Origin of the sequence: Paratractidigestivibacter faecalis (assembly GCF_003416765.1) — a bacterium.
GTDB lineage: Bacteria > Actinomycetota > Coriobacteriia > Coriobacteriales > Atopobiaceae > Paratractidigestivibacter > Paratractidigestivibacter faecalis.
Genome location: NZ_QSNG01000001.1, coordinates 1,871,339 through 1,894,133, shown reverse-complemented (window position 1 = coordinate 1,894,133; position 22,795 = coordinate 1,871,339). Strand labels below are relative to the sequence as shown.

At 63.2% G+C, this 22,795-nt stretch carries 19 protein-coding genes and 2 tRNA genes; 12 read left to right on the top strand and 9 right to left on the bottom strand.

The features are described 5' to 3' along the window. Positions 1-102 precede the first annotated feature (102 nt). From DXV50_RS08505 to DXV50_RS08495, 3 genes are read left to right on the top strand one after another with little or no spacing between them, the layout of a single operon-like run. On the top strand, positions 103-903 hold the full coding sequence (locus DXV50_RS08505; protein ID WP_117205781.1) for a ParA family protein: 801 nt from the start codon (positions 103-105) through the stop codon (positions 901-903). Then, positions 896-1,768, top strand: a complete 873-nt coding sequence (locus tag DXV50_RS08500; RefSeq protein ID WP_332871124.1) for a ParB/RepB/Spo0J family partition protein — start codon at positions 896-898, stop codon at positions 1,766-1,768. Before DXV50_RS08505 ends, DXV50_RS08500 begins: the two co-directional genes overlap by 8 nt. Positions 1,769-1,770: 2 nt before the next feature. Beyond that, positions 1,771-2,013: a hypothetical protein gene (locus tag DXV50_RS08495; RefSeq protein WP_117205779.1), complete on the top strand. Its 243-nt coding sequence runs from the start codon at positions 1,771-1,773 to the stop codon at positions 2,011-2,013. A 108-nt stretch (positions 2,014-2,121) separates the two neighbouring features. On the opposite strand, the gene rlmN is transcribed toward DXV50_RS08495, so the two are convergent. Next, on the bottom strand, positions 2,122-3,189 hold the full coding sequence (rlmN, locus tag DXV50_RS08490) for a 23S rRNA (adenine(2503)-C(2))-methyltransferase RlmN (protein ID WP_117205778.1): 1,068 nt from the start codon (positions 3,187-3,189) through the stop codon (positions 2,122-2,124). 138 nt (positions 3,190-3,327) lie between these two features. Between rlmN and DXV50_RS08485 the strand changes: the two genes are divergently transcribed. Continuing rightward, positions 3,328-4,281 (top strand): D-alanine--D-alanine ligase family protein, encoded by a 954-nt coding sequence (locus tag DXV50_RS08485; RefSeq protein ID WP_117205777.1) that lies wholly within the window; start codon positions 3,328-3,330, stop codon positions 4,279-4,281. 69 nt (positions 4,282-4,350) lie between these two features. Beyond that, positions 4,351-7,278 carry a helicase C-terminal domain-containing protein gene (locus DXV50_RS08480; RefSeq protein ID WP_117205776.1) on the top strand — a complete coding sequence of 976 codons (2,928 nt, stop codon included), beginning with the start codon at positions 4,351-4,353 and terminating at the stop codon, positions 7,276-7,278. 49 nt (positions 7,279-7,327) lie between these two features. Here DXV50_RS08480 and DXV50_RS08475 read toward each other — a convergent pair whose 3' ends face one another. Together DXV50_RS08475 and DXV50_RS08470 are read right to left on the bottom strand one after the other, a co-directional pair. Then, positions 7,328-8,242: a helix-turn-helix transcriptional regulator gene (locus DXV50_RS08475; protein ID WP_117205775.1), complete on the bottom strand. Its 915-nt coding sequence runs from the start codon at positions 8,240-8,242 to the stop codon at positions 7,328-7,330. Further along, positions 8,235-9,188 (bottom strand): helix-turn-helix transcriptional regulator, encoded by a 954-nt coding sequence (locus DXV50_RS08470; RefSeq protein WP_157966996.1) that lies wholly within the window; start codon positions 9,186-9,188, stop codon positions 8,235-8,237. Before DXV50_RS08470 ends, DXV50_RS08475 begins: the two co-directional genes overlap by 8 nt. A 156-nt stretch (positions 9,189-9,344) precedes the next feature. On the opposite strand from DXV50_RS08470, the gene DXV50_RS08465 reads away from it, so the two are divergent. Continuing rightward, positions 9,345-11,819 carry a M28 family peptidase gene (locus tag DXV50_RS08465; RefSeq protein ID WP_147556708.1) on the top strand — a complete coding sequence of 825 codons (2,475 nt, stop codon included), beginning with the start codon at positions 9,345-9,347 and terminating at the stop codon, positions 11,817-11,819. An 890-nt stretch (positions 11,820-12,709) separates the two neighbouring features. Here the strand turns inward: DXV50_RS08465 and DXV50_RS08460 are convergent. Further along, a complete protein-coding gene (locus DXV50_RS08460; protein WP_117205772.1) occupies positions 12,710-13,999 on the bottom strand; it encodes an ATP-binding protein in 1,290 nt (429 codons plus the stop codon). 296 nt (positions 14,000-14,295) lie between these two features. On the opposite strand from DXV50_RS08460, the gene DXV50_RS08455 reads away from it, so the two are divergent. Beyond that, the gene (locus DXV50_RS08455) at positions 14,296-14,574 is read left to right on the top strand and encodes a hypothetical protein (RefSeq protein ID WP_147556707.1); all 279 of its coding nucleotides are present in this window, start codon (positions 14,296-14,298) and stop codon (positions 14,572-14,574) included. Positions 14,575-14,657: 83 nt separating this feature from the next. On the opposite strand, the gene DXV50_RS08450 is transcribed toward DXV50_RS08455, so the two are convergent. From DXV50_RS08450 to DXV50_RS08430, 5 genes are all read right to left on the bottom strand, one after another. After that, positions 14,658-14,734 (bottom strand) — tRNA-Arg (locus tag DXV50_RS08450). A 151-nt stretch (positions 14,735-14,885) separates the two neighbouring features. Continuing rightward, positions 14,886-14,976 (bottom strand) — tRNA-Ser (locus DXV50_RS08445). A gap of 50 nt (positions 14,977-15,026) precedes the next feature. Then, the gene (gene gluQRS, locus DXV50_RS08440) at positions 15,027-16,016 is read right to left on the bottom strand and encodes a tRNA glutamyl-Q(34) synthetase GluQRS (RefSeq protein ID WP_117205770.1); all 990 of its coding nucleotides are present in this window, start codon (positions 16,014-16,016) and stop codon (positions 15,027-15,029) included. Next, the gene (locus DXV50_RS08435) at positions 16,017-16,658 is read right to left on the bottom strand and encodes a hypothetical protein (RefSeq protein WP_117205769.1); all 642 of its coding nucleotides are present in this window, start codon (positions 16,656-16,658) and stop codon (positions 16,017-16,019) included. A gap of 8 nt (positions 16,659-16,666) precedes the next feature. Then, on the bottom strand, positions 16,667-17,890 hold the full coding sequence (locus DXV50_RS08430; RefSeq protein WP_117205768.1) for an ATP-binding protein: 1,224 nt from the start codon (positions 17,888-17,890) through the stop codon (positions 16,667-16,669). 384 nt (positions 17,891-18,274) lie between these two features. Here DXV50_RS08430 and DXV50_RS08425 point away from each other — a divergent pair, with 384 nt between their 5' ends. From DXV50_RS08425 to DXV50_RS08405, 5 genes are all read left to right on the top strand, one after another. Beyond that, the gene (locus DXV50_RS08425) at positions 18,275-18,676 is read left to right on the top strand and encodes a PTS sugar transporter subunit IIA (protein WP_117205767.1); all 402 of its coding nucleotides are present in this window, start codon (positions 18,275-18,277) and stop codon (positions 18,674-18,676) included. Positions 18,677-18,699: 23 nt separating this feature from the next. Next, positions 18,700-19,191: a PTS sugar transporter subunit IIB gene (locus DXV50_RS08420; RefSeq protein ID WP_117205766.1), complete on the top strand. Its 492-nt coding sequence runs from the start codon at positions 18,700-18,702 to the stop codon at positions 19,189-19,191. Between the two features lie 9 nt (positions 19,192-19,200). Further along, positions 19,201-20,802, top strand: coding sequence for a PTS system mannose/fructose/sorbose family transporter subunit IID (locus tag DXV50_RS09745; RefSeq protein WP_198666450.1), 1,602 nt, complete (start codon positions 19,201-19,203; stop codon positions 20,800-20,802). A gap of 109 nt (positions 20,803-20,911) precedes the next feature. Continuing rightward, entirely contained in the window at positions 20,912-21,463 is a 552-nt protein-coding gene (locus tag DXV50_RS08410; protein WP_117205765.1) for an L-2-amino-thiazoline-4-carboxylic acid hydrolase, read from the top strand. A gap of 1 nt (position 21,464) precedes the next feature. Further along, the gene (locus DXV50_RS08405) at positions 21,465-22,784 is read left to right on the top strand and encodes a M20/M25/M40 family metallo-hydrolase (protein ID WP_117205764.1); all 1,320 of its coding nucleotides are present in this window, start codon (positions 21,465-21,467) and stop codon (positions 22,782-22,784) included. Positions 22,785-22,795: the final 11 nt, after the last annotated feature.

Sequence of the window (22,795 nt, the reverse complement as noted above, 5' to 3'; positions counted from 1 at the left end):
TCAAAAGAGGTTGAGAATCACAATGTTTCACGTGGAACATTCTCGTATGATGTAGTCCAATCACCATCTACATAGGCCAACGAACTGCATTTGGAGGGTCACGTGAGCTATACAGACGTGAAACGAGGACTTCCCAGTCGCAACACGAGGGTTATTGCGACGATTAACCAAAAGGGCGGTGTTGGCAAGTCTACAACGGTGATTAACCTTGCTGCTTGTCTTGGCGAGGCCAACAAAAAGGTGCTTATCGTTGACTTTGACCCGCAGGGAAATGCTTCCAGCGGTTTTGGCATCGAGAAGGATGAGCTTGAGAACGACATTTATGACGTCATTCTCAATAACGTGCCCATTGCCGATGTAATTCAGGAGACTTGCGAGCCGAAGGTGTTTGTTGCACCAGCTACCATTCAGTTAGCAGGTGCTGAAATCGAGCTTGTCAACACGATGGCTCGTGAATCTGTGCTCAAAGAGGCCCTCGAGACGGTTAAGGACGAGTTTGACTTCGTAATCATCGACTGTCCCCCGTCTTTAGGCCTTTTGACAATCAATGCACTCATCGCAGCAGACTCGCTGATTATTCCGATTCAATGTGAGTACTACGCACTTGAGGGTGTTACTAAGCTTCTTGAATCCATGAACATGGTAAAGAAGCGCATGAACCCTGATTTGGAAATCTTTGGCGTTGTTATGACTATGTTCGATAGTCGTACAACGCTCTCTAAGCAGGTTGTGGATGAGGTTCAGGCCTTCTTTGGTAAGAAGATGTTCAAGACCATCATTCCGCGTAACGTCAAAATTGCTGAGGCGCCTTCCCATGGCATGCCAGTTTCTATGTATGCCCGCATTTCCAAGGGTGCTTCTGCCTATGCAAAGCTTGCAAAGGAAGTGATTAACCGTGGCTAAGAAGGCTGGTTTGGGAAAAGGTCTCGTCTCTCTGATGGGTGAGGCTGATGCTGAGACTGCAGCAATGAAGTCAGACTCGGTTCTTCCCATCTCCAAGGTCAAGCCCAACAAGGGACAGCCAAGAAAGACCTTTGATGAGACCGAGCTCTCTGAGCTGGCGGACTCAATCAAGCAGAACGGCATCCTTCAGCCTATTCTTGTTCGCAAGCACGGAACGTCTTACGAGATCGTTGCTGGCGAGCGCCGATATCAGGCTGCAAAGTTGGCGGGCCTTGAAGAGGTTCCCGTTGTCATCCGGGAGATTTCCGATGAGGACGTTTTCAAGCTTGCCCTCATCGAGAACCTGCAGCGCTCCAACCTGACTCCCCTTGAGGAGGCCCGTGGCTACCGCCAGCTCCTTGACGAGAAGGACCTCACACAGGAGGAGCTCTCAAAGATTCTTTCAAAGTCCAGGTCCGCGATCACCAACACGCTGAGGCTGATGGACCTGCCTAGTGAGGTGCAGGATCTCCTTGAGAATGGCCGCATCACTGCCGGGCACGCCCGTGCCATCCTTGCCGTGCCCACTGAGGAAGGCCGCATCAGACTGGCAGAGAAGGTCGTCAACGAGAATCTGTCGGTCCGTCAGACAGAACGTCTTGCCCCGCTATTTTCTGGCACAGAAGAGCCTTCCAAGCCCAGGAGAGAGCCAGCCCCTCAGTCCTTCAAGAGGGCGGCTCGCGAGCTCCGTCAGGCTCTGAACACCAACGTCAAGATCAAGAACGTCCGCGGCAAGAACAAGATTGAAATAGAGTTTGCCGACGAGGACATGCTTGCCCACATCGTGGAGATGATTGCTGCTCAGAACCCGTATGGAGATGAATAGCCGTGCGCGTGAAGACAACGCTTGTAACTGCGGGTCTGCTCGCCATCGGGGCTGCCTATCTCTATAAGTTCTGTCTCTCCGATGAGGCCAAGTCACAGCTCAAGTCAGCTGCCACCTCGGTCAAGTCCTCCTACGACAAAATCAGTCAAATCGTTGAGGATGCCCAGGGCGTGACGATGAAAGACGAGAGTCCGCTGCCAAACGCCCAGTCAACTGCAGCTCAATGGCAGGCTTTGGGATTCTAAACAGAACACGTGTTCTTCTCGCCTAAAGGGCAAAAGGTGAAAGAAAAAGGTCGGTCACCAGCGAAATGCAGGTAACCGACCTTTGCGTCACTCGGGCAGTAAGAGGGACTACTTTCCCGCCATGCGCTGCCGGAGCTGACCGCAGGCTGCGTCAATGTCGGACCCGCGGGAGTTCCTGATGGTGGCCTCGACGCCAACGCGCGCAAGGCGCTGCACAAAGTCCTGAGCGCGCTGCGGCGTGGAAGGCTTGAACTTGGAGCCACTGACCTCGTTGAGCTGGATGAGGTTGACGTGCGCCAGCGTGCCCTTGCAGAAGTCGCACAGCGCGTTGAGCTCCTCTCCCGTGTCGTTGACGCCACCGATGAGCGCGTACTCGTAAGTGGGACGGCGACCGGTCTTGTTCACGTACTCGCCCATGGTGTTGTACAGGTTGACCAGGGAGTACTTCTTGACGCCCGGCATGAGCGCGTTGCGGGTGGACTGCACCGCGGAGTGCAGGGAGACGGCCAGCGTGAACTGCTCCGGCTCCTTGGCAAAGCGGATGATGTTGGGAATGACGCCGCAGGTGGAGACAGTGAGGTGACGGGCGCCAATGCCGCCGCCGTCAGGGTTGTTGAGCTTGCGCAGGGCGCCCAGAGTGGCGTCGTAGTTCATGAACGGCTCGCCCTGGCCCATGAGGACGACGCTGGTCACGCGCGTGTTGAAGTCATCGCGCACGTGCATGACCTGCTCGTAGATCTCTGCGGACGTGAGGGAGCGCGTGAGGCCAGCGGCGCCGGTGGCGCAGAAGGCGCAGCCCATGGCGCATCCGGCCTGCGTGCTGGCGCAGACGGCAAGGCGGTTCTTGGTGGGCATGCCGACGCACTCGACGGTGACACCGTCGGGGTAGCGCAGCAGGTACTTGCGGCTGCCGTCAGAAGAGACCTGGCGGGCAACCTCCTCCACGCCTCCCACGCTGACCTTGGCGGCAAGTGCCTCGCGCAGCGTCTTGGGCAGGTTGGTCATCTCGTCCAGAGAACTGACGTTCTTGTTCCAGATCCAGTCCTCGACCTGCTTGGTGCGGAAGCTGGGCTGCCCCAGGGACTCGATGAGCTCCGCAAGCTCCTTGTGAGAGAGCGACTTCAGGTTGACAAGACCCGCGGCCGCCCCGGAACCACCGTTGGTGGAATTGGTCATGACGCTCCCCTCAGCGTGGCATCCCCGTGGTGGAGTATTCTCAACAGAGCTAAACCACTGTTGGCAACCAACGGGAACGATACTTACTAACTGCCTGAAGAGCATACCAGCTCGTGGGCCTGCCGCTAAGGAGCTTCAATGGACGCAGAGCAACTCAAGACCCTCAGGGTGGCCGTTCTGGCCGGTGGCTGGTCAGACGAGAGGGACATCTCCATGCAGTCTGGCACTCAGTGCCGCCAGGCACTTCTCGACGCTGGGTTTGCGCAGGTAGACCTCTATGACATTGCCGAGAAGGACTTTCCGCAGAGGCTCGTGGCCGGCGGCTACGACGTGGCCTTCCCCGCGCTTCACGGCCGCTACGGCGAGGACGGCTGCATCCAGGGCTTCCTCGAGATACTCCACATCCCCTACGCGTTCTCTGGCGTGCTTGCCAGCGCCGTGGGCACCGAGAAGGAGTTTGCCAAGGCCGTCTACCGCTCAGCGGGCATTCGCGCGCCGCGCGGCTTTGACATGAGGCCCGGCACCGTCCTCACCGAGGAGCAGGTGGACGCCGTCATCCAGAACCTGGGCCTGCCGCTCTTTGTCAAACCCTGCGGCAACGGCTCCAGCTTTGGCATCAGCCGCGTCAACAGCCGCGAGGAGCTTGCGGCCGCCATCGAGCTGGCCGGCTCCGCCGGGCAGAGGGTGCTTGTGGAGGAGTGCATCGAGGGCACCGAGATCACCGTGCCCGTCATTGGCAACGACGAGCCCGAGGCCCTGCCCGTGGTGGAGATTGCCTACGACGCCGAGTTCTACGACCTCAAGGTCAAGTACGAGCCCTCCGCGCTTCACCACATCATTCCGGCGCGCCTTTCTCCCGAGGTCTACGCCCTTGCGCAGGATATGGCCTGCCGCGCCCACAAGGCCCTTGGCTGCCGCGGCTGCTCTCGCAGCGACTTCATCGTCACCGCCGCGGGCGAGCCCGTCATCCTGGAGACCAACACCATCCCGGGCATGACCGCAAGCAGCCTCCTGCCCGACTCCGCCCGCCACGCCGGCATAGAGTTCCCGCAGCTCTGCACCCGCTTCGTCGAGCTTGCCCTCGAGGCCTGAGAAAAAGGGACAGTCCCTTTATCTCATTCAGGCACCCAACCCGCTAGAGAACCCGAGGTAGACACCTAGATGACCCAATCCAAGACGCTGGATGACCTCATCCTTCCCTGCACGCCGGCCTCTGTCCGCGCGGCCTACGCGACGCTTGCCGAGCGTGCCCATACCCAGCAGTTTGGCCTGCTCGAGGACGACGTTGTGGTCCTTGACACCGAGACCACGGGCCTCTCGTTCAAGGACTGCACGCTCATAGAGATCTCTGCCGCCCGCCTGCGCGGCCGCGAGGTCGTGGAGACCTTCGAGACCTTCGTCAACCCGCACTGCCTCATCCCGGCAGAGATCGTGCAGCTCACGGGCATCAGCCAGGTGGACGTGGCAGACGCCCCGGACGCCCGCGAGGCCGTGGCGGCCCTGGCGGACTTTGTGGGTGGCGCCCCGGTGCTGGCCCACAACGCCACCTTTGACCGCACCTTCGTGGAGGCCGTCCCCGGCGGCGTGAACGTCTCGGACACCTGGATAGACACGCTGGCGCTGTCACGCATCGCCCTGCCGCGCCTCTCTTCTCACCGCCTTGCGGACATGGCGGAGGCCTTTGACTGCGCCTCCGTGACCCACCGCGCCGGCGACGACGTGGCAGCCCTCTGCGGCATGTGGCGCATCATCCTGTGTGCCCTCACCGACCTGCCGGCGGGGCTGCTCGGCCACCTGGCAGACATGCACCCCGAGATTGACTGGCCCTTCCGCCCGGTGCTCTCTCACCTGGCGCTCGCCGACGGCCCCGTGCGCTTCTCGCTCAAGGGAGTGCGCGCGCAGCTGCTGGGAGAGTCCGTGGCCAAGCAGCGCGACGACGCAGCCGAGAAGGACCACGTCAAGCCCGTCGCCGCCACCGAGGTGCGCGAGGAGTTTGGCTCCGCGGGCGCCGTGGCCCGCATGTACGAGCGCCTGGAGAGCCGCCCCGAGCAGGTCCAGATGTCCTGCGAGGTGGCCGACGCCCTGGCAACCTCCACGCACCGCGCCATAGAGGCCGGCACCGGCGTGGGCAAGTCCGTGGCGTACCTGCTGCCCGAGGTGCTCTTTGCCCAGCGCAACAATGTCACCGTGGGCGTGGCCACAAAGACAAATGCCCTCACTGACCAGCTGGTCTCCCACGAGCTGCCGGCCCTGGCGGAGGCCCTGCCGCACGGCCTGACCTTCGCCAGTCTCAAGGGCTACGACCACTACCCGTGTCTGCACCGCCTTGACCGCGCGGTCAAGGACGAGTTGCCCTTCTCGCTGGCGCAGCACGACGGCCGCTCCGATAACGCCGTGGGCGGGGACATGCTCACGGCCATAGCCGTGACCTATGCGTTTGCCTGCCAGTCCCCCGACGGAGACCTGGACGCGCTGGGAATTCGCTGGCGATACGTGCCGCGCCAGATGCTCACCATCAAGTCCGGCGAGTGCCTGCACGCGCGCTGCCCGTACTACCCCAACGAGTGCCTGCTCCACGGTGCCCGTCGCCGTGCGGCCAGCTCGGACGTGGTGGTGACCAACCACTCGCTGCTGCTGCGCAACGTGGAGGCCGAGGGCAAGATCCTGCCGCCGGTGCGCCACTGGGTCATCGACGAGGCCCACGCGTTTGAGTCCGAGGCGCGCCGCCAGTGGGCCGTGGAGGTCTCCGGCGAAGAGGCCCGCATGGCGTTTGAGCTGCTCGGCGGCACCAAGACCGGCGTCATCCACAGTCTGCTGGTGCAGTCCGCCATGCTGGACGGGTCCACCACCATCCAGGGGCTTCTGACCAAAGCCGCCGCAACGGTGGCCCGCGCCTCCGTGGACGTGGCGGACCTCTTTGTGGCCGTGCACGAGTTGGCCGGCCTGGCCCGCTCCGACGGCGGCTACGACCTCATGACCCTGTGGATTGACGCCGACGTGCGCGCCAGCGAAGAGTGGGGAGCCGTGCGCGACTGCGGCCAGAAGGCTGCGTCCGTGCTGGCAGAGGGCGTCAAGCAGCTCAAGGAGGCGCAGGCGTTTCTGGCGGGGGCTTCTCCCCAGCTGGCGGCCGACCTGGGCGAGTCCTGCAGGTTCCTGGGTGATCTGCTGGCCGGCATCCGCCTTATCTGCGACGGCGAGGACGACCGCTACGTCTACTCTGCGCAGCTCAGCCGCTCCAAGCGCCGTATGGCCGCCGAGCGCCTTGTTGCCGAGAAGATCGACGTGGGCGCGGACCTTGCCGAGCGCTGGCTGCCCGAGATGGAGAGCGTTGTCTTTACCAGCGCGACCATTGCTGTTGGCGACGACTTCAAGCACTTCAACGAGGGCGTGGGCCTTTCCAGGCTGCCGGAGGGCAAGCACCGCGCTCTGCGGCTTGACTCGAGCTTTGACTACGACTCGCACATGGCCGCGGTGGTTGCAAAGGACATGCCGGCGCCCAGCGACCGCGCCTACATCGGCGCGCTGGAGGACCTGCTGTTTGACGTGCACGTCTCCATGGGCGGCTCGGTGCTGACGCTGTTCACCAACAGGCGCGACATGGAGCGCGTCTACGAGGGGCTGCGCCCGCGTCTGGCCGCCGAGGGCCTTGACCTGGCCTGCCAGGAGCGCGGCACCAGCCCGCGCCGCCTTCGCGACCGCTTCATGAAGGAGGAGAGCCTTTCTCTGCTGGCGCTCAAGTCCTTCTGGGAGGGGTTTGACGCGCAGGGAGACACGCTGCGCTGCGTGGTGATTCCCAAGCTGCCGTTTGCCAGCCCCAATGACCCGCTGGTCCGCGAGCGCGATGCCCGCGAGGAGCGTGCCTGGTGGAGGTACTCGCTGCCGGAGGCAGTGATCTCCGTCAAGCAGGCCGCCGGGCGCCTCATCAGGAGCGCGAGCGACTCCGGCGTCCTGGTGCTGGCCGACTCGCGCCTGGCCACCAAGCGCTACGGCAAGACGTTCATCAAGAGCCTGCCCAGCAAGAACGTGCAGATGTTGGACTCCGCCAACGTCCGACGCTACATAGAGTTCTGGCGGCAGAGTCAGGGGTAAGCCGGGGCCGACCAGGGCCAGCGGGGTCCCTCTTCGCGTTATTTTGGCCCTACTGCCTCAGCTCTGCGGCCGCAAGGCCGTGGACGGCGGCTGCGAGCATGGGGTCGTCGCAGGTGACGTGGCCGCCGCAGGCGGCAATCATCCTGGGCAGCCACATGCCCCCGTACCAGGCCGTCTTTGCCATGAGGGTGCCGTCTGCCCGCCTTGTCACCTCAAGGTCGTGCCAGGGGAGAAGCTCCAGCCAGTGCTCCGAGTCAAACACCAGCGTGACTCGCCGCGGCTCGCTCGCGGGGCCGGCAGGCTCGACCGCCTCCTCCGCGCGCGCAACAGCCTCAACCGAGGAGATGCGCTCCAGCTTGAAGTCCCGCCTGGCACCGCGGCTGGGGTCCGTGCCAGTTAGGTACCAGCTGCCGTCCTCCTGCCGAAGCCTTGCGTCTTGCACCAGGCGCACCTCGTCGGTCGAGGCGCCGGACTTCCGGTAGACAATGCGCAGGTCAAGCTTGCGTGCGATGGCATGTGCACAGGCGCTCCTGGTGGCGTCGACCTCGGCCGAGCCTGCCGGCGCAAGCATCCTGTGCACCGTCTTGCCGGCAAAGTCCGGTGCCCCCAGGGCCCGGTTGACCGTCGCTGCCAGCGGGTCGTCCTCCGGGGTGCCCATCCAGGCAAGCGCCGCCTGGACGGCAAGGGTCTCCGCCTTGGTCAGGCGCAGCGGCCTTCCTGCGGCGGAGTCCACAAAATAGGGGGTATCGTCATCGTCAAACTCGGCGCAAAGCTTGAGCCCGACATCATCCGTGCCCAGGTAGAGCAGCATGTCCATGAACTTGCTGGCCTCCTCGGGCGTCTTGCCCATGCGAGAAGCAATGGCGCCCGGGTTGACCTCGTCACCCTCGGTGCTGAGCGCGCCAATGACGCTCACGATCTCTCGTGCCGCGTCCACGCCACCCGTACGACCAGCCCTAGCCATTGCGGACCGCCCCCTCAAGCTGCTTCCTCCATGCCGTGACCAGCTCCTCTGGTGCCGTGGGACGAGCGCCGACCGAGATGGCCCACGCTGCGGCGTCCTCAAGGCTGCTCACCGCGGCCACGAGCTCACCCTGGCCGTCGGCAAGCCGCGCGCCGGCCTTCAGGACCTCCGCCCTCGCCGCCTCGGGCACGTCAAAGTGCCCCTCACAGACCGGCTCGCCCATCTGAAACGGCAGCTTGCGGTGGTCACTGATGTCAAAGTCGCGCGGTACCTCAAACGCAATGGAGGTGAGCTTGGCCTTCAGGATGCGCTCAAAGCGATACGTGCGCACGCTGTCCAGCACCACCGTCCCGTCCCGCTCCACCTGCGGGCCAACCACGTAGAGCCGCTCGCGGAACGAGAACGTGCCATAAGGGGCAATCACACGGGTGCTGACCTGCCCCTTTGCATCCTCGTATTCCATCTCAAACGCCTTGCCGGTGGCCATGCTCGTGCGCAGGACCCTCTCCTCGCGCGAGTCCTTGTGGCCGCTTGCAAAGCTGACGGCCTCGGAGTCAAAGTAGTTGTAGATTTTTTTGAGCGCAAAGTCCAGGTCGGTGGAGAGCGGGAAGCCCTCGGTGCGAAGGAGCGGCTGGCAGGCCAGGGCAAACGCAAAGGCGTCGGTCGGAGAGAGTGCGGTGGAGTCCGCGTAGGAAGTCTCCTCGTCAACCTTCCAGAGTGCGCGCGAGTCACCTGAGCCGCACTTCTTCAGCACCAGGCCGCAGATGGCAAGGTCGGCACGGTCGCGCGAGAACGCCTTGTTGAAGCTGTCGACGCTCAGTGATGGATAAAACCTCGTATGGATTGCCTCGGAGCTGACGGCACTTCTCGCCTGCATGAAGTACGCAGCCAACGAGGCTATGCGCTCGACCTTCTCGTCGTCCTTGGTCATCTCTTTGCTGCCCATCTGACCTCCCGGGATAACGCCCCTGCGCCCGCGACTCACCGCCTGCGCCAGGCATCTGCGAGTTTTCAACGAATCTGCACCATAAGCCGTATACTGTCTAGATTGTATGCAGCAACGCACCAAACGCATCAGAGACTTACCAAAAGGACGCACAGCATGGCCATGACACATGACTACCTGGACCAGCTCGACCAGAACGTCGGGATTGCTCCGGCAAACAGCCAGGAGGAGTACCAGGCCGCACAGACCATCGCGGACATCATGCGCCGACACGGCGTGGAGCCTTCCATCGAGGAGTTTGACGCCAAGGCCTTTGGCGGCGTCATGGATCAGATTTTGTTTGCCATGCTCTTTGTGGGCATGCTGCTGGTGGGCATTGGCGCCGTGCCGCTGACCGTCATCGGCTTTGTGCTGGTGGCGCTCCCCATGGCGGCCTTTGTGGCTCGCTACCTGGGCAATGACTTTGTGGAGAAGCTCGGCCCCTCCGCGCGCAGCCAGAACGTGGTTGCCTTCCACAAGGGCGAGGGCCCGCTGGTCCAGAAGGGCGTCCGCCCCATCGTCATCGTCGCCCACTACGACACCCCGCACGAGAACCCCGTCTACTCCACGCCCCTCGCGCCGTACCTGCCCATGGCCTGGCGCTTCAGCAAGTGGTGCGTGCTGGCCGTGGCCGTGGCTACCCTCTTCCAGATCATGGCCTTCCTGCCCGAGGTCTTCCGCCGCATCCTGTGGGTCGTCGGCCTCATCGCTGCGCTGCCGCTTCTGCTCCTTGCCGTTACCGGCATTGTGGAGCTCTTCACGCTCAGCACCGAGGGCGCAAACGACAACAAGACCGGCGTGGCCGCCATGCTGGGCATCCTTGAGAACGTCCGCCCCTCCGGCGAGCAGAGCGCCTACCCCGCAAACGAGGACCCCGCCGACTGGGTGCCCGCCGAGCCCGCCTTTGACGCCGTCTCCTCCTATGACGACGCCTCCGCCGTAGACGGCGCTGCTGGCGAGAATCCCGCGGACTTTGCGGCCGCTGCCCAGGGCGCGCCCGACGCCGGCGCCACGGTTGCCGCGGCCCCGTTCGTTCCCGCCGAGCCCCAGTGGCGTCCCGTGCCCGTTGAGGGCGTGCGCCACGGCGCCGACGTCCTTCGCAGCTTGGGCATGCTCCCCGAGGACTGCCAGATTGAGTACAAGACCGACGTCATGGAGCAGGTGCCTGCCGAGGAGGTTGCCGCCACAGCCGCAGAGCAGGCCGCCGAGGCCGCCGAGGCCGCCGGCGCCGGCCAGACCGCGAGCTTCCAGCCGGTCGAGGCCGATGTGACGGCCGCCGCTCCGGCCGCTCCGGCGGAGCCCGAGCTCGGCGCCACGGCAGAGGTCCCCGTCGTGACGGGCGAGGACCTCACGGCCACCGGCCGCTTCAACCTCGTCTCTGACGCCGAGCCCGCGCAGGCCGGCGACGGCGATGCCGCGGGTCTCACCGCCATGGGCGACGCCGACGCCACCCAGCCCACGGCTCCCGCGCAGCGCCAGCGCCCGGCCGCTCCCGAGGACCCGGAGTGGGGCCACACCAGCTTCCGCCCGCAGGCTCCCAACCCCGCGCGCCGCGCCTCCCTGTTTGATCTGCCCAACCCGGGCGAGGAGTCCATGGACCCGTTTGCCACGGACCCGCGCGGCCAGGTTGTGACCCAGGCTCCCGCTCAGCCGTCCACGGTCCGTCGCCCGTCCGCAGTGCCCGCTCCGGCTCCCGCACCGCAGCAGCCTGCGGCCCCCGCGCAGTCCTTTGGCACCATCTCCGCCGGCAGCTTTGACGCTGCCCAGGGCAAGCCCGCCCAGGGCAAGCACCGCTTTGGCGGCTTCAAGCTGCCCAAGATCAACCTGCCGTTTGGTCACAAGGGCGCCGCCGAGGCCGACGACCAGCGCGAGGATTGGCTCGGCATCACCGATGACGAGAACTGGGGCGACGAGGACGGCGGCTGGAAGGGCGGCGCCACCACCCGCGCCGGCTTGAGGCTCGTCGAGGACGAGGCCGCCCCTGCCGACGCCGCCGCCGAGGCTGCCGTGGCCGGCACGCCCGGCGCGGCCCCCGAGTTTGTCTCCGCCGCAGACGCCCCTGCCGGCGAGAACCCCGCGGACTCCGGCGCCGCAGCCCCCACCGACGAGGACCTGCGCGACGCCGTACTGGCCATGAACGACGACGCTCTTCTCTGCCACGACATCTGGTTCGTGGGCCTGGGCGCCAGCGGCCTCGGCCACGCGGGCATGAAGGCCTTCCTGGCCCAGCACCGCAAGCAGATCCGCGGCGCGTTTGTGATCAACATTGATGCCGTCGGCGCCGGCGAGCTCACCGTGTTCACGCGCGAGGGCATCATCAATTCTCGCCGAGCGGACCGCCGCATGGTGAGGAGCCTCGCCCGCACCGCCGCTGACCTGCACATTGGTCTTGCCCAGGCGGAGCACGAGTGGGGCAGTACCGACGCCACGCCGTCTATGCGCGCCCACGTGCGCTCCATCACCATCACCGGTGTTGACCCCAGCGGCATGAAGGCGCTCTCCGGCACCCCGGCCGACGTCATCGAGCGCGTCAACCCCGCCCAGGCCGCCCAGGTGGCCGCCCTCGTAACCGAGATGATTCGCAGGTCCTAGTAGCTGCACTTTTCGCCAGACCCGCAACGCCAACGGCGCCCGCACATCCTCGTGCGGGCGCCGTTTTTTTTTGTTGCCGTGGCCGTCATCTCCGTCGGCCGGGCGTTGCCTATCAAAAAAACGGTAGGAAACGCCCGAGTTCCACGAATCCGTTGCCGTGTGACCTGCGGTTTCTCTGATACTTCAACGAATTTCCGACCGATTATTCGGCCGCCCTGTGTACTCCCCGCTGTTTGCATGTGAAAGTGGTCGTTCAGTCGGCGGCCACCGTTCAACTTCACATGCAAACGGCGATTGCTCAGGTATCGGCAGAAGTGAGTTTTGAGGCTGCTCCGCTGAGTGCCGACAGAACTTCTTTGGGAGCGCGCCCGCAATAATCCTCAAGGAGGGAATTGAGGCCGATTCGTAGCGCTCTCACGTTCTCGCGTGGAATGACCAGTGAAAGAAGGGTAAGCATTTCGCCAAAATCCGCGCTCTTCCTGAGTGCGCAATAGAGTCGCTCGTTGTGTGCGCAGATGTTTCGAAACTCGGGAAGAACGAAATAGACTCAGAGAACGTCAATTGGCTGCAGTCGTTTATGCACATCGGAAATCGAAGCAATTTTTTTTGCACGCCTCGCTTTAGATCCCTCTTTTCTATAGCTGGTTTGCCAAACGTGGCGGCTCTTGTTAGGTATTTGCCTGTTGAATAGATATCTTTTGTCTATCGAAGCAGCGAGTTTCCTAATGAAGAATCGGTGGGCGAACGAATGAGACGTAACGTTGCCCAAGCGGTGAGGGCACGGCTTGAGTATTTCCAACAATTTGAAGACGTGAAGGTCTACTACGACAGGTGCCATTGAGTTTGAGCTGGCAAGTAACGTTGACGGCGTGGGGCGTGACTCGGCCGCCCTACGCCGTCAACGTTGCGGCAGGGATGACCATGACGCCGTCATCGCGAGTGTAGGCGAGCGCGCCTCTGCCTACGATTACCGCCAGGAAGGCAGGTTCTGCGTTTTGGGCCGCAGGGTTTGAGGTGACTTTCCTCTTCAGAGCAAGGAGGTTGCGAGCGGCGTCATCGGCCTTGGTGTCACTGAGCTTGACCTCGATGCCGGCCCAACGACCAGCGTGTTCAACAATGACGTCCACCTCGAGGCCCTTCTCGTCGCGGTAGTAGTGCAGGGTGCTGCCAAGGCCCCTATAGGTTGAGAGGAAGACGCGCAGGTCGCGAATGACCAGGTTCTCGAAGAGCATTCCGAGTGTCTGGGTGTCGCGCATAAGGCGGTCGGGCGTGGCGCCCAGAAGGGCCGCGGCAAGAGACGGATCGCAGAAGTACCTCTTTGGCTTGATGCGAACGCGTGCCTTGGAGCGCATCGGTGGCTCCCAACCATTTAGCTGCTCGGTAACCTTAAGACGATTCAGTAGCTCAAGGTACTCGTTGATGGTGTTCTGGCTGAGGGCATTCTCCGCACCCATGTCTTTTGACAAGGTCTTAATGGTTGCCGCCTGGCTGAGATTGAGCGCAAGGGCACTCATCAGCGCCATTGCAGTCTCTGGAGAGCGCCCATCCTCCATGACGTTGACGTCGGTTAAGGACTGAATGTACTGAGCTGCGGTCTCTTGCGCAGAGGCGTCATTGATGCCAAGGTTTGCGGGCCAGCCGCCTCTGCAACACCAGCTAGCTACCTCTTGAAGACCGGTCTCGCGACGGGTCGGGCTGAGGGGCTTGCCTTCAAACAGGGGGGCGAGAGACACCTCGCCGCATGAATCACCGGTCTCAAAGAGGGTCATGGGCAGCATTGAGAGACGTGCGATGCGCCCCGTGCCCGAATGGTGGACTTTTGGACGATCACTGGGGTTCAATGCCGTTGAGCCCGTGAGCAGCAGCATTCCGCGCTCGTTTCCTGATGCATCAACGGCGCGGCGGGCGGCATCCCAGACTTCGGGGACCTCCTGCCACTCATCAACAAGATGGGGCTTCTGACCAATGAGGGCGAGGGACGGATCGAGACGAGCGGCGTCGCGGTCAGAGGGGGAATCAAGTCTAGTCATGCTGGCGGCTCGGGTCATGGCCGTCCAAGTCTTGCCGCACCACTTTGGACCGTTGATTTCAACGCAGCCAAACGCCTGCATCAGAGAGTCCAGCTTCGGCTCTATGAGTCGAGGCCTGTAGCCTTTGGGAGCCAATGTGCCGACAGTCATAAAAATGCCTCTCTACCTGCGTCACTAAGCGTTTTACGCCAATTTGACTGATGATTTTACGCCAACCTGACTGAGCGTTTTACGCCACTTTGACTGATGATTCTACGCCAGCAGAGTTGGAGCAGCCGAACCTGCGCCCTGAAGAACCTGGCCAGTAGACAAGAACAAGCGTTCTATTCTTGTGATAGAATATCCCAAAATGGGAAGACGGAAGGGGCACTATGCGGGAGGTTGCTCGGTTTGAGTCGGCGGGGGACGTGCGTGTGATGCGGGTTGGCTCTCAGGAGTCTGGAGCGTTGGCGCTTGAGGAGATCGTTGCCGGTAAGAGCTGTTTCATTGCGTACGGGGAGTCTTCGCACACGGCGAGGATGATCTTTGACGTGGCGGCGCTTGAGGGGCTGGCCGCGACGCTGGGGCGTCCTGGCGGCGATGCCGCGGCCGCCCTGACGGAGTTTGCCAGTGGAGAGGAGAATGCCCTGGTTGACCTCATGGACCGTTGCGATGCGCAGGGCGTGCCCTACGCGTACATGGGGGTGGGAGATACCTCGGGCATTCATTACCGGCCGGTAGGGTAGGGGCGTTTGCGAGGGGGCGCGTGCTTATCGCCTGCCGAAAGGCAACAAAAAAAGAGGCTCCCGAAGGAGCCTCTTAGTTTGCGTGGTGCGGCGTATAGGATTCGAACCTATGACGCCCTGATTCGTAGTCAGGTCCTCTATCCAGCTGAGGTAACGCCGCGTGCGGTTATTTATAATGCCGTTACTTCCTCCATCTGTCAATGAGGATTTCTAAATATGAAGGAAGTGTGATAGCGAATGGTAGCGCTGCAGATAGGCGGCTCATCAACAAAAGAAAACCCGCCCTGGCTGGCAGGGCGGGTTGAACAATCTGGCGGAGAGCTGGGGATTCGAACCCCAGATTCCCTTAGGGGGAATACTCGCTTAGCAGGCGAGCACCTTCGGCCTCTCGGTCAGCTCTCCAAATTTGGTGCTTTGGAATCATACCTCACAAATGCCCGCGGCCACAAGGGTTAGCTTGAACCCTCTGCCAGAAAACCGTCCGTGACCACGATGTCTTCTCCCTTGGAGGCAATCCGGTCGGCCAGCTTCTGCCAGCTGAACGCGGGGATGAGCTCCTCGGGCGTGGCCACGGTGCCTGCGGGCACGAGGCCGGCCATCGAGGCAAGCGCGCCGATGATTCCGCTGGGGCTCAGGCCCGCCTCGCGCAGGCCACCCAAATCAAGGTCGCGGTCCCTCTTGGAGAGGCGCCGCCCGTCAGGTGCCACCAGCAGGGGGACGTGGCCAAACGTCGGCGGCTCGTAGCCCAGCAGGCGTGCCAGGTAGGTCTGTCTCGCGGAGGATCCCAGCAGGTCTGATCCGCGAACAACCTGGTTGACGCCCATCAGGCAGTCGTCGACCACGACGGCCAACTGGTAGGCAAAGACGCCGTCGCTGCGCCGCACGAGAAAGTCCCCGCATTCCTGGGCCAGCACCTCGGTTTGAGGGCCAAAGGCCAGGTCAGTCCAGGTGACGGTGCCTGCCGGGTCGTTTGCCGGCGGCACCTTGAGGCGCGTCGCCGGCGGCCGGAGGGCTGCTCTTCTCGAAATCTCCTCGGCGCTCAGATTGCGACAAGTTCCCTGGTAGAGGTAGGTGCCGTCGGACGCGTGCGGCGCGCTTGCCGCATGGAGCTCCGCGCGGGTGCAAAAGCACGGGTACGTGAGCCCCTGGGCGGTCAGCTTGTCAACGGCAGCCCGGTAGATGGCCGTGCGCTCGCTCTGAAAGTACGGACCCTCGTCCCAGGTGAGGCCCAGCCACTCGAGGTCGCGCATGAGGAGCTCGGCCACCTCGCGGCGCTGGGCGCGCGGGTCGAGGTCCTCGATGCGCAGGACCAGCGTTCCGCCCACGCTGCGCACGGACAGCCACGCCATCAGGGCCGAGAAGACGTTGCCCAGGTGCATGCGTCCGGACGGCGTGGGGGCAAAGCGCCCGCGCACGGGGCCGGCGCTTGTGACTTCAGGCATCTAGAGCTCCTTGCCATAGACATAAAGATTGATTCCGGGCTCCGCCGCCGAGGCTTCCGCCACCAGGCGAGAAAGGCCTAAGTGGTCGTAAAACCCCACGTCACAGGTGTCGTCCGTGATGAGGTAATAACCAGTGGCTCCCGTCTGCGCAAGATGGTCCTCGCCACGGCTCACGAGGCCGCCGCCGACGCCCAGCCCGCGGGCAGCCGGGCTCACAATCAGGAGCTTGAACTCCGCCGCTGCCTCCGGGCGTCCACTCGCGTCCGCCGCGGCGCGGAACCGCTGCGAGAGCGCTAGCTCCTCGGCCTCAACCCGGCAGACCTCGCGGCCAAAGGTGGCGCCTGGTGCAACCTGGGCAAGAAGCTCTTCTCGCCTGGTGCGCCATGCGCCGAGTGTGGCGGCCGGCTGGGAGCCGGTCTCTGCGAGAAGAACGCCCAGAAGCTCGCCGCCCGCACCCTCGGCGACAAGGCCCCAGTCTGCGTCCATGAGATAGTTGCACAGGTTGACCTGTGCATCCAGCCTGCCCAGCCGCTCTCCGGCCTCCGTGCCCCACTGCTGGTAGAACAGCTCCGCCGCGACCTCAAGGTCCTCCTTCTCAAACGGCCTATAGGTAGGGCTGCCGCCTTGATGCTGCAAAGCCATGGGTTCTCCTATGCGCCAAAGGTTGTGAGAGAAAAGACGAACGTGCCCGTGGCCGCGTCCCTGCGAGGCCGGTCAGTGCTGGCAAGAATGACGGCGCAGAAGGCCGGCTCACCCAAGGTGCCGCCATTGCGCACTTTCTTGCAGAGACGCTGGAGCCGCTTGATTGAGTCCTTGACCTGCGCCTCTCCAATCTCGACGTTAATTGCCGCCCAGCGGCCGTCCGCCAGGAGAAGAACAAAGTCAACCTCAAGCCCGTCGGAGTCCGCGTAGTAGCGCACCTGTGGCTCAACTCCGGGCTCCAGCGCGCCGGCATAGACCAGAAGGTCTCTGAGTGCCATCGACTTCAGCGCTCGCGAGAAGACCGAGGCGTCCCTGAGCAGGCCTCTCTCGTTCAGCCCGCAGGCAAAGACGCCGACGCTTGGGTCGCAGGGCAGGTAGCGGGGCTTGACCTTGACGCGCGAGGTGGCGCGGACTGGAGCCGCCCAGCCATTAAGGCGCTCTACAAGGTAGAGCCGCTCCAGAACTCCCAGGTAGGCAGTGAGGGTGTTCCTTGAGGGCGGCTTGGCGCCGTGGGCTTCCATGGCCTGTGCGATGCGGGCGTAGGTGAAGTCGCCCTCGCACCCGGCCGTCGAGGCAAGGACATCCTGTGCCGTGGAGGGCTTCTTGCCCATTGCGGTCACGTCTGTGGCCACGATGTCCCTGACGTGACGGCCAGCCAGCTCCAAGGCCCGTGCGGGGTCGGTCTCTCTGGCAAACGGCCAGCCTCCCTTACATATATATGAGGCGATGGTCCCTATGGACACGTTCTTGGCCATGGGGTCAAAGCGCCCATCCAGAAGTCCGGCAAGCGAGACGCTTGCGTTTGAGAGGCCGAGCTCAAAGAGGGAGAGCGTCCGCATGCGGATGTGGGCGGCGGCGCTTGCGTGGGACCTCACGTAAGGCTCTGGAGACCCGGGGCGCAGCGAGGTGGTGAGAAGCAGGCTTCCCGTGGCCTCGGCCTCGCGGTAGGCAAGCTCCTGGAGCTCCGGCACGGTCTGCCACTCGTCGATGACGTGTGGCCGGGCTCCCGATATGGCCAGGCGGGGGTCTGACTGAATGAGCGGCAGCACGATGGTCTTCTCGTCTGCATGAGTGATGGTCTGCGCGACGGACAGGCACGTGTAGGTTTTGCCGCAGCCGCGCACGCCCTCGAACTCAAGAATTTTGTAGGAATTGAGGAGACTCGGTAACATCCGGTCAGATAGTCTTGGGAAATAATCCTCGGGTTTGAGAGGTGCGTTCTTGACCTTCAAGTGCGGTTCTCCCTTCCATCCTCGACTTTGCACAAAACCAGTATATTGCGCAAAACCGAAGAAAACAATAGGGCGTAACCGAGTAGGCAAATTGTGCTAAAGCGAGAAAACCGTCCATTTAGAGCAAATTAGGAACACTTAAGCATATACCAGCCGCTCGTCCTCAACGGTTACAAGCCAGAAAATCGGCAAAATCGACCGCTGGCCGGTCCTCGTTGACAGTCGAGCGGCGCGTCAGAAAAATGCGGCTCGAGATGCGGTGCACAGCAGCTCACCATCCGTTTGACACAAGAGTCACAAGGACCTGACCCAGGGGAGGGATTCATGGTCGGAATCATCGTCATGACGCACGGCGCGCTCAGCGAGGGGATCGTGGACGCGGCCGAGCTCATCACGGGACCCGTGACGCAGGTGGAGACGCTCTCCCTGCGCCGCGAGGACAACGTCAACGACCTCAACGCTGCGTTTCTCGCCGCGCTTGACCGCGTGGACACCGGGGACGGCGTCCTCGTGCTGACCGACCTTCTTGGCGGCAGCCCGTGCAACGTCGCGAGCATGAACTTGCGCGAGAGGAGCTACCGGGTGCTGTCTGGGGTGAACCTTCCCATGTTCATCGAGGCGCTCTCGTCGCGAGACACCGCCAGCTCGGCCGAGGAGCTTCAGGCCTCCTGCCAGGAGGCGGCTGTCCAGGGCGTCAAGAACATCAACCAGCTGCTCGGCAAGTAGCCGGCGCAAGACAAGAAGGTTTTATGCCCAACATCACGTTTGCGCGCGTTGACCACCGTCTCATCCACGGCCAGGTCATCACCAAGTGGTCCAAGATCGCCGCGGCGCAGATGATCTTGATCGTTGACGACGTCCTGGCCCAGGACAGCTTCATGGTGGACATCTACAAGATGGCCGCTCCGAGCGGCGTCGACGTTGACATCAAGTCCGCCGAGGACACCGCCCGCGCCTACCAGGCAGACGACCTGGGCTCCGGCAACGTCTTTCTGCTCTTCAAGAGCATCCAGATGGCCCGCAAGGCCATGGATGCCGGTCTTGAGCTCAAGAACCTGCAGCTGGGCGGCGTGCCCGCCGAGGCTGGCCGAAAGATTGTCTTCCAGGCCGTCGCGCTCAACGACGCCGACGTCGCAGACCTCACGCACATGGCCGACGCCGGATGCCAGATCACCCTGCAGGTCGTCCCCGAGGAGGCCGGAATGACCCTCGCCGACGCCCTCAAGAAGTACAACTCCTAAGGAGCAACCATGCAACTCAACCTGTTCTTCGCCCTTGTCGGCGGACTGTGGTTCTGGTTTGCCGCGTCCCTCGCGGGATACTCGTGGATCCAGACGCTCAAGTCCCCCATCGTGGTGGGCACCGTCCTGGGCGCGCTCACCGGCAACCTCGAGACCGGCCTCATCACCGGCGGCAGCATCGAGATGGTCTACCTGGGCATGGTCGCCGCCGGCGGCAACATCCCGTCCGACCGAGTCTTTGCCGCGCTTATTGCCGTGCCCATCGCCATCCAGACCGGCGTGACCCCTGAGGTGGCCGTCTCCATCGCCGTGCCGCTGGGCGTCCTCGGCGTCTTCGTGAACAACCTGCGCCGTACCGTCAACGCCGTGTTTGTCCACTGGGCCGACAAGGCCGCCGATGAGGCCGACGTCAAGAAGGTCTGGCGCTGCGCCACCACCTACCCGTTCATCCTGGGATTCATCATTCGCTTCCCGCTGATGTTCGTCATCAACTACTTTGGTGCCGACTTCGTGACCGCCATGCTGAACGTCATGCCCGCGTGGCTGCTCACCGGCTTCAACGTCATGGGCGGCATGCTGCCCGCCCTGGGCTTTGCCACCACGATCTTCATGATCGGCAAGATGAAGTACCTGCCGCTCTTCATCATCGGCTTCTTCCTGGTCAAGTACCTGCAGATCCCGACCATGGCTGCCGCCATCTTTGGCATCTGCATGGCCCTTCTCATCATGTTCATGGGCGACGAGAAGGCCTTCGACGGCCTGAACTTTGCCAAGGACCTGGACGGCGAGAAGAAGGAGCAGGAGCGCCTGCTGTCCGAGAAGGACGTCAACGGCGTGTTCCTGCGCTGGATCTGGACGGCCGAGCTTTCCAACTCCTTCGAGCGTATGCAGGCCCTGGCCGTTGCCTCCTCTTTTGCCCCCGTGCTCCGCAAGCTCTACCCCAATGACGAGGACCTCGAGGCCGCCATCAAGCGCCACCTGGGCTTCTTCAACACGCAGGCCAACTGGGGCTGCCTCATCCACGGCACCGTGCTCGCCATGGAGGAGCAGAAGGCCATGGGCTCCGACATCCCTGACGAGATGATCACCGGCATCAAGACCGGCCTCATGGGCCCGCTTGCTGGCATCGGCGACACCCTTGACTTCGGCACCATCCAGACCATCCTCTTTGCCCTGGGCGCCTCTTTTGCCACCACCGGCAACGCCGTGGGCGTGGTCTTCCCCATCGCCTTTGCCGTCATCACGTTCTGCGAGGCCCGCTTCCTCTTTGGCCTTGGCTACAAGCTGGGCAAGGAGTCCATCCAGAAGATCCTCTCCGGCGGCATCATCAACAAGATCATCGACTGCGCCTCTATCGTGGGCATGTTCATGATGGGCGCCCTGTCCGCCAGCATCGTGAAGGTCAGCACCCCGCTTGCCTGGACCTTTGGCGACAAGACCGTCCAGCTGCAGACGACCCTGGACGCAATCGCCCCTGGCCTGCTTCCCCTGGCCGCAGTGTTCTTTGTCTTCTGGGGCATCAAGCGCAAGAAGTGGACGATCACCCGCTGCCTGATCATCCTCATCTGCGCCTCCATCATCGGCGCCTTCCTCGGCGTCTTTGCCCTCTAGGCAGTGCCTTCCCTGGGCCCGGCCACGCTGGGAGCGGCCGGGCCCTTCTCGTCTGATTGACACAAAACAACAAGCGTTACCTGCGCTTTGTTTTATGGAGAGGATAGATATGTCTGACAAGCAGACCTTTACTCGCGACGAGTTTCTGACCGACGTCCGCGGCGCCAACGGCACCCGCGCCCAGTGGTTTGCCCTCATGCTCGAGGAGGCCGAGAAGCACGGCATCGATCCGGACGAGTTCTGCGAGGACACCATCTACAAGTTTGGCCTTGGCCGCGGCAAGAAGTACGGCGTCTGCGAGGGCAACCCCGGCAAGATGGCCGAGATGCTCTACGGCAGCAACGGCCAGGACGTCTTTGAGATGGAGCTCGCCGAGAAGTCCGACGAGCGCGGCGTGCTGAAGTTCCACTTCTGCCCGCTTGCGCACACCTGGAAGGCCATGGGGCTGCCCGCCGAGCGTGTGGCCGAGCTTTGCCGCCTTGCCTGCTACAGCGACTTTGCCCGTGCCGACTGCGCTGGCGTCAACCTGCACTTTGCCAACCAGATCGGTCGCGGCGACGACATCTGCGAGCTCGTCTTCACCCCCAAGAAGGACGGCGACCCCTCGGGCGCCGAGGCCTGCCGCGCCGACGCCGCGGCCAACGCAAAGGACGGCGAGTAGCATGGCCGCCCCTCGTCCGTGCTGGGCCCTTTCGCAGGAGCTTCGCGACGAGAGGATTCTCTCGCTACTGCGCGACCTGGTGCGCATCAACACGGAGCACGCCGCGCCCGCGCCTGGGGCCCCGTACGGCGAGGGGTGCGAGTTGGCGCTTTGCCGGGCTCTCTTGGAGTGCGAGTCCAGGGGAATGCGAACTTCTCGGCTGGGACAGAAGGTTGGGATTGCCGAGGTGGGGGAGGACGGCCCGCTGGTGGCGTTTCCCGTGCACCTGGACGTTGTTCCCGCTGGTGCCGGCTGGACGCGCGACCCGTACGGGGCGCAGGTCGAGGACGGCATGCTCTACGGCCGCGGCTGCATGGACAACAAGATTGGTGCCGCGGTCATGATCGAGCTCGTGGGGGAGCTGTGGGAGCGTGCGAGGGCGGCCACCGGGCTTCCCTGCAGGATTCGCATCATCTTTGGAACAGATGAAGAAACCGGCATGTCTGACCTGCGCGAGTACGTTGATTCGGGCTGCGAGCTGCCTTCCCTGGGGTTTGTGCCTGATGCGACGTTTCCCCTTGTGCGCGGCGAGAAGGCGCGGCTTCACTTGGTGCTGACCTGCGATGACGTCGACCTGCCCGTGGGTTTGAGCATCAGCGGCGGCACCGCTGCAAACGTGGTGCCGGATTCCGCGCGGGCCACGCTGCCTGACGGCACAATGATGCTGACCAGCGGAAAAAGCGCGCATGGCTCAACGCCGGAGCGGGGGCAAAACGCCATCTGCAAGCTGCTTCGCGAGCTTGCGGGCACGCCCGAGGTCAGCGGCGACGTCATCTGCCTGTTTGAGCAGCTGTTCTGTCGAGACCTGACTGGCGCGGCGCTTGGCATTGACGTGCCCGACGATGAGTTTGGACACACGTCCGTTAACCTAGGCGTTCTTGAGGCGCAGGGACGGCGCGTGCGCATTGAGCTTGACGTGCGCTTTGGCTCTGGCATTAGCGAGGACGAGGTTGTTTCTCGGCTGCGAGGGGCCTTGGGGGCTCGCTGGGACGTGAGGGTGGCCATGAGCAAGCAGCTGCATCTGGTCCCGGAGGACGACCCCTGCGTGCAGGCGCTTCTCGCCGCGTACGAGCGGGTGACGGGAGAGCCGGGAACGACGTCGGTCATGGCGGGTGGCACCTACGCCAGCCTCTTGCCCGCGCTGGTGGCGTTTGGCCCCAAACTTCCAGGCACTCACACCGGAGCGCACGGCGTCGACGAGCACGTTATGCTTGAGAATATATCCAAAGCGACGGATATTTATGAGGCGGCGCTTGAGGCGCTGGTAGAGCTGTCCGCCTAGACTGGGAGGAT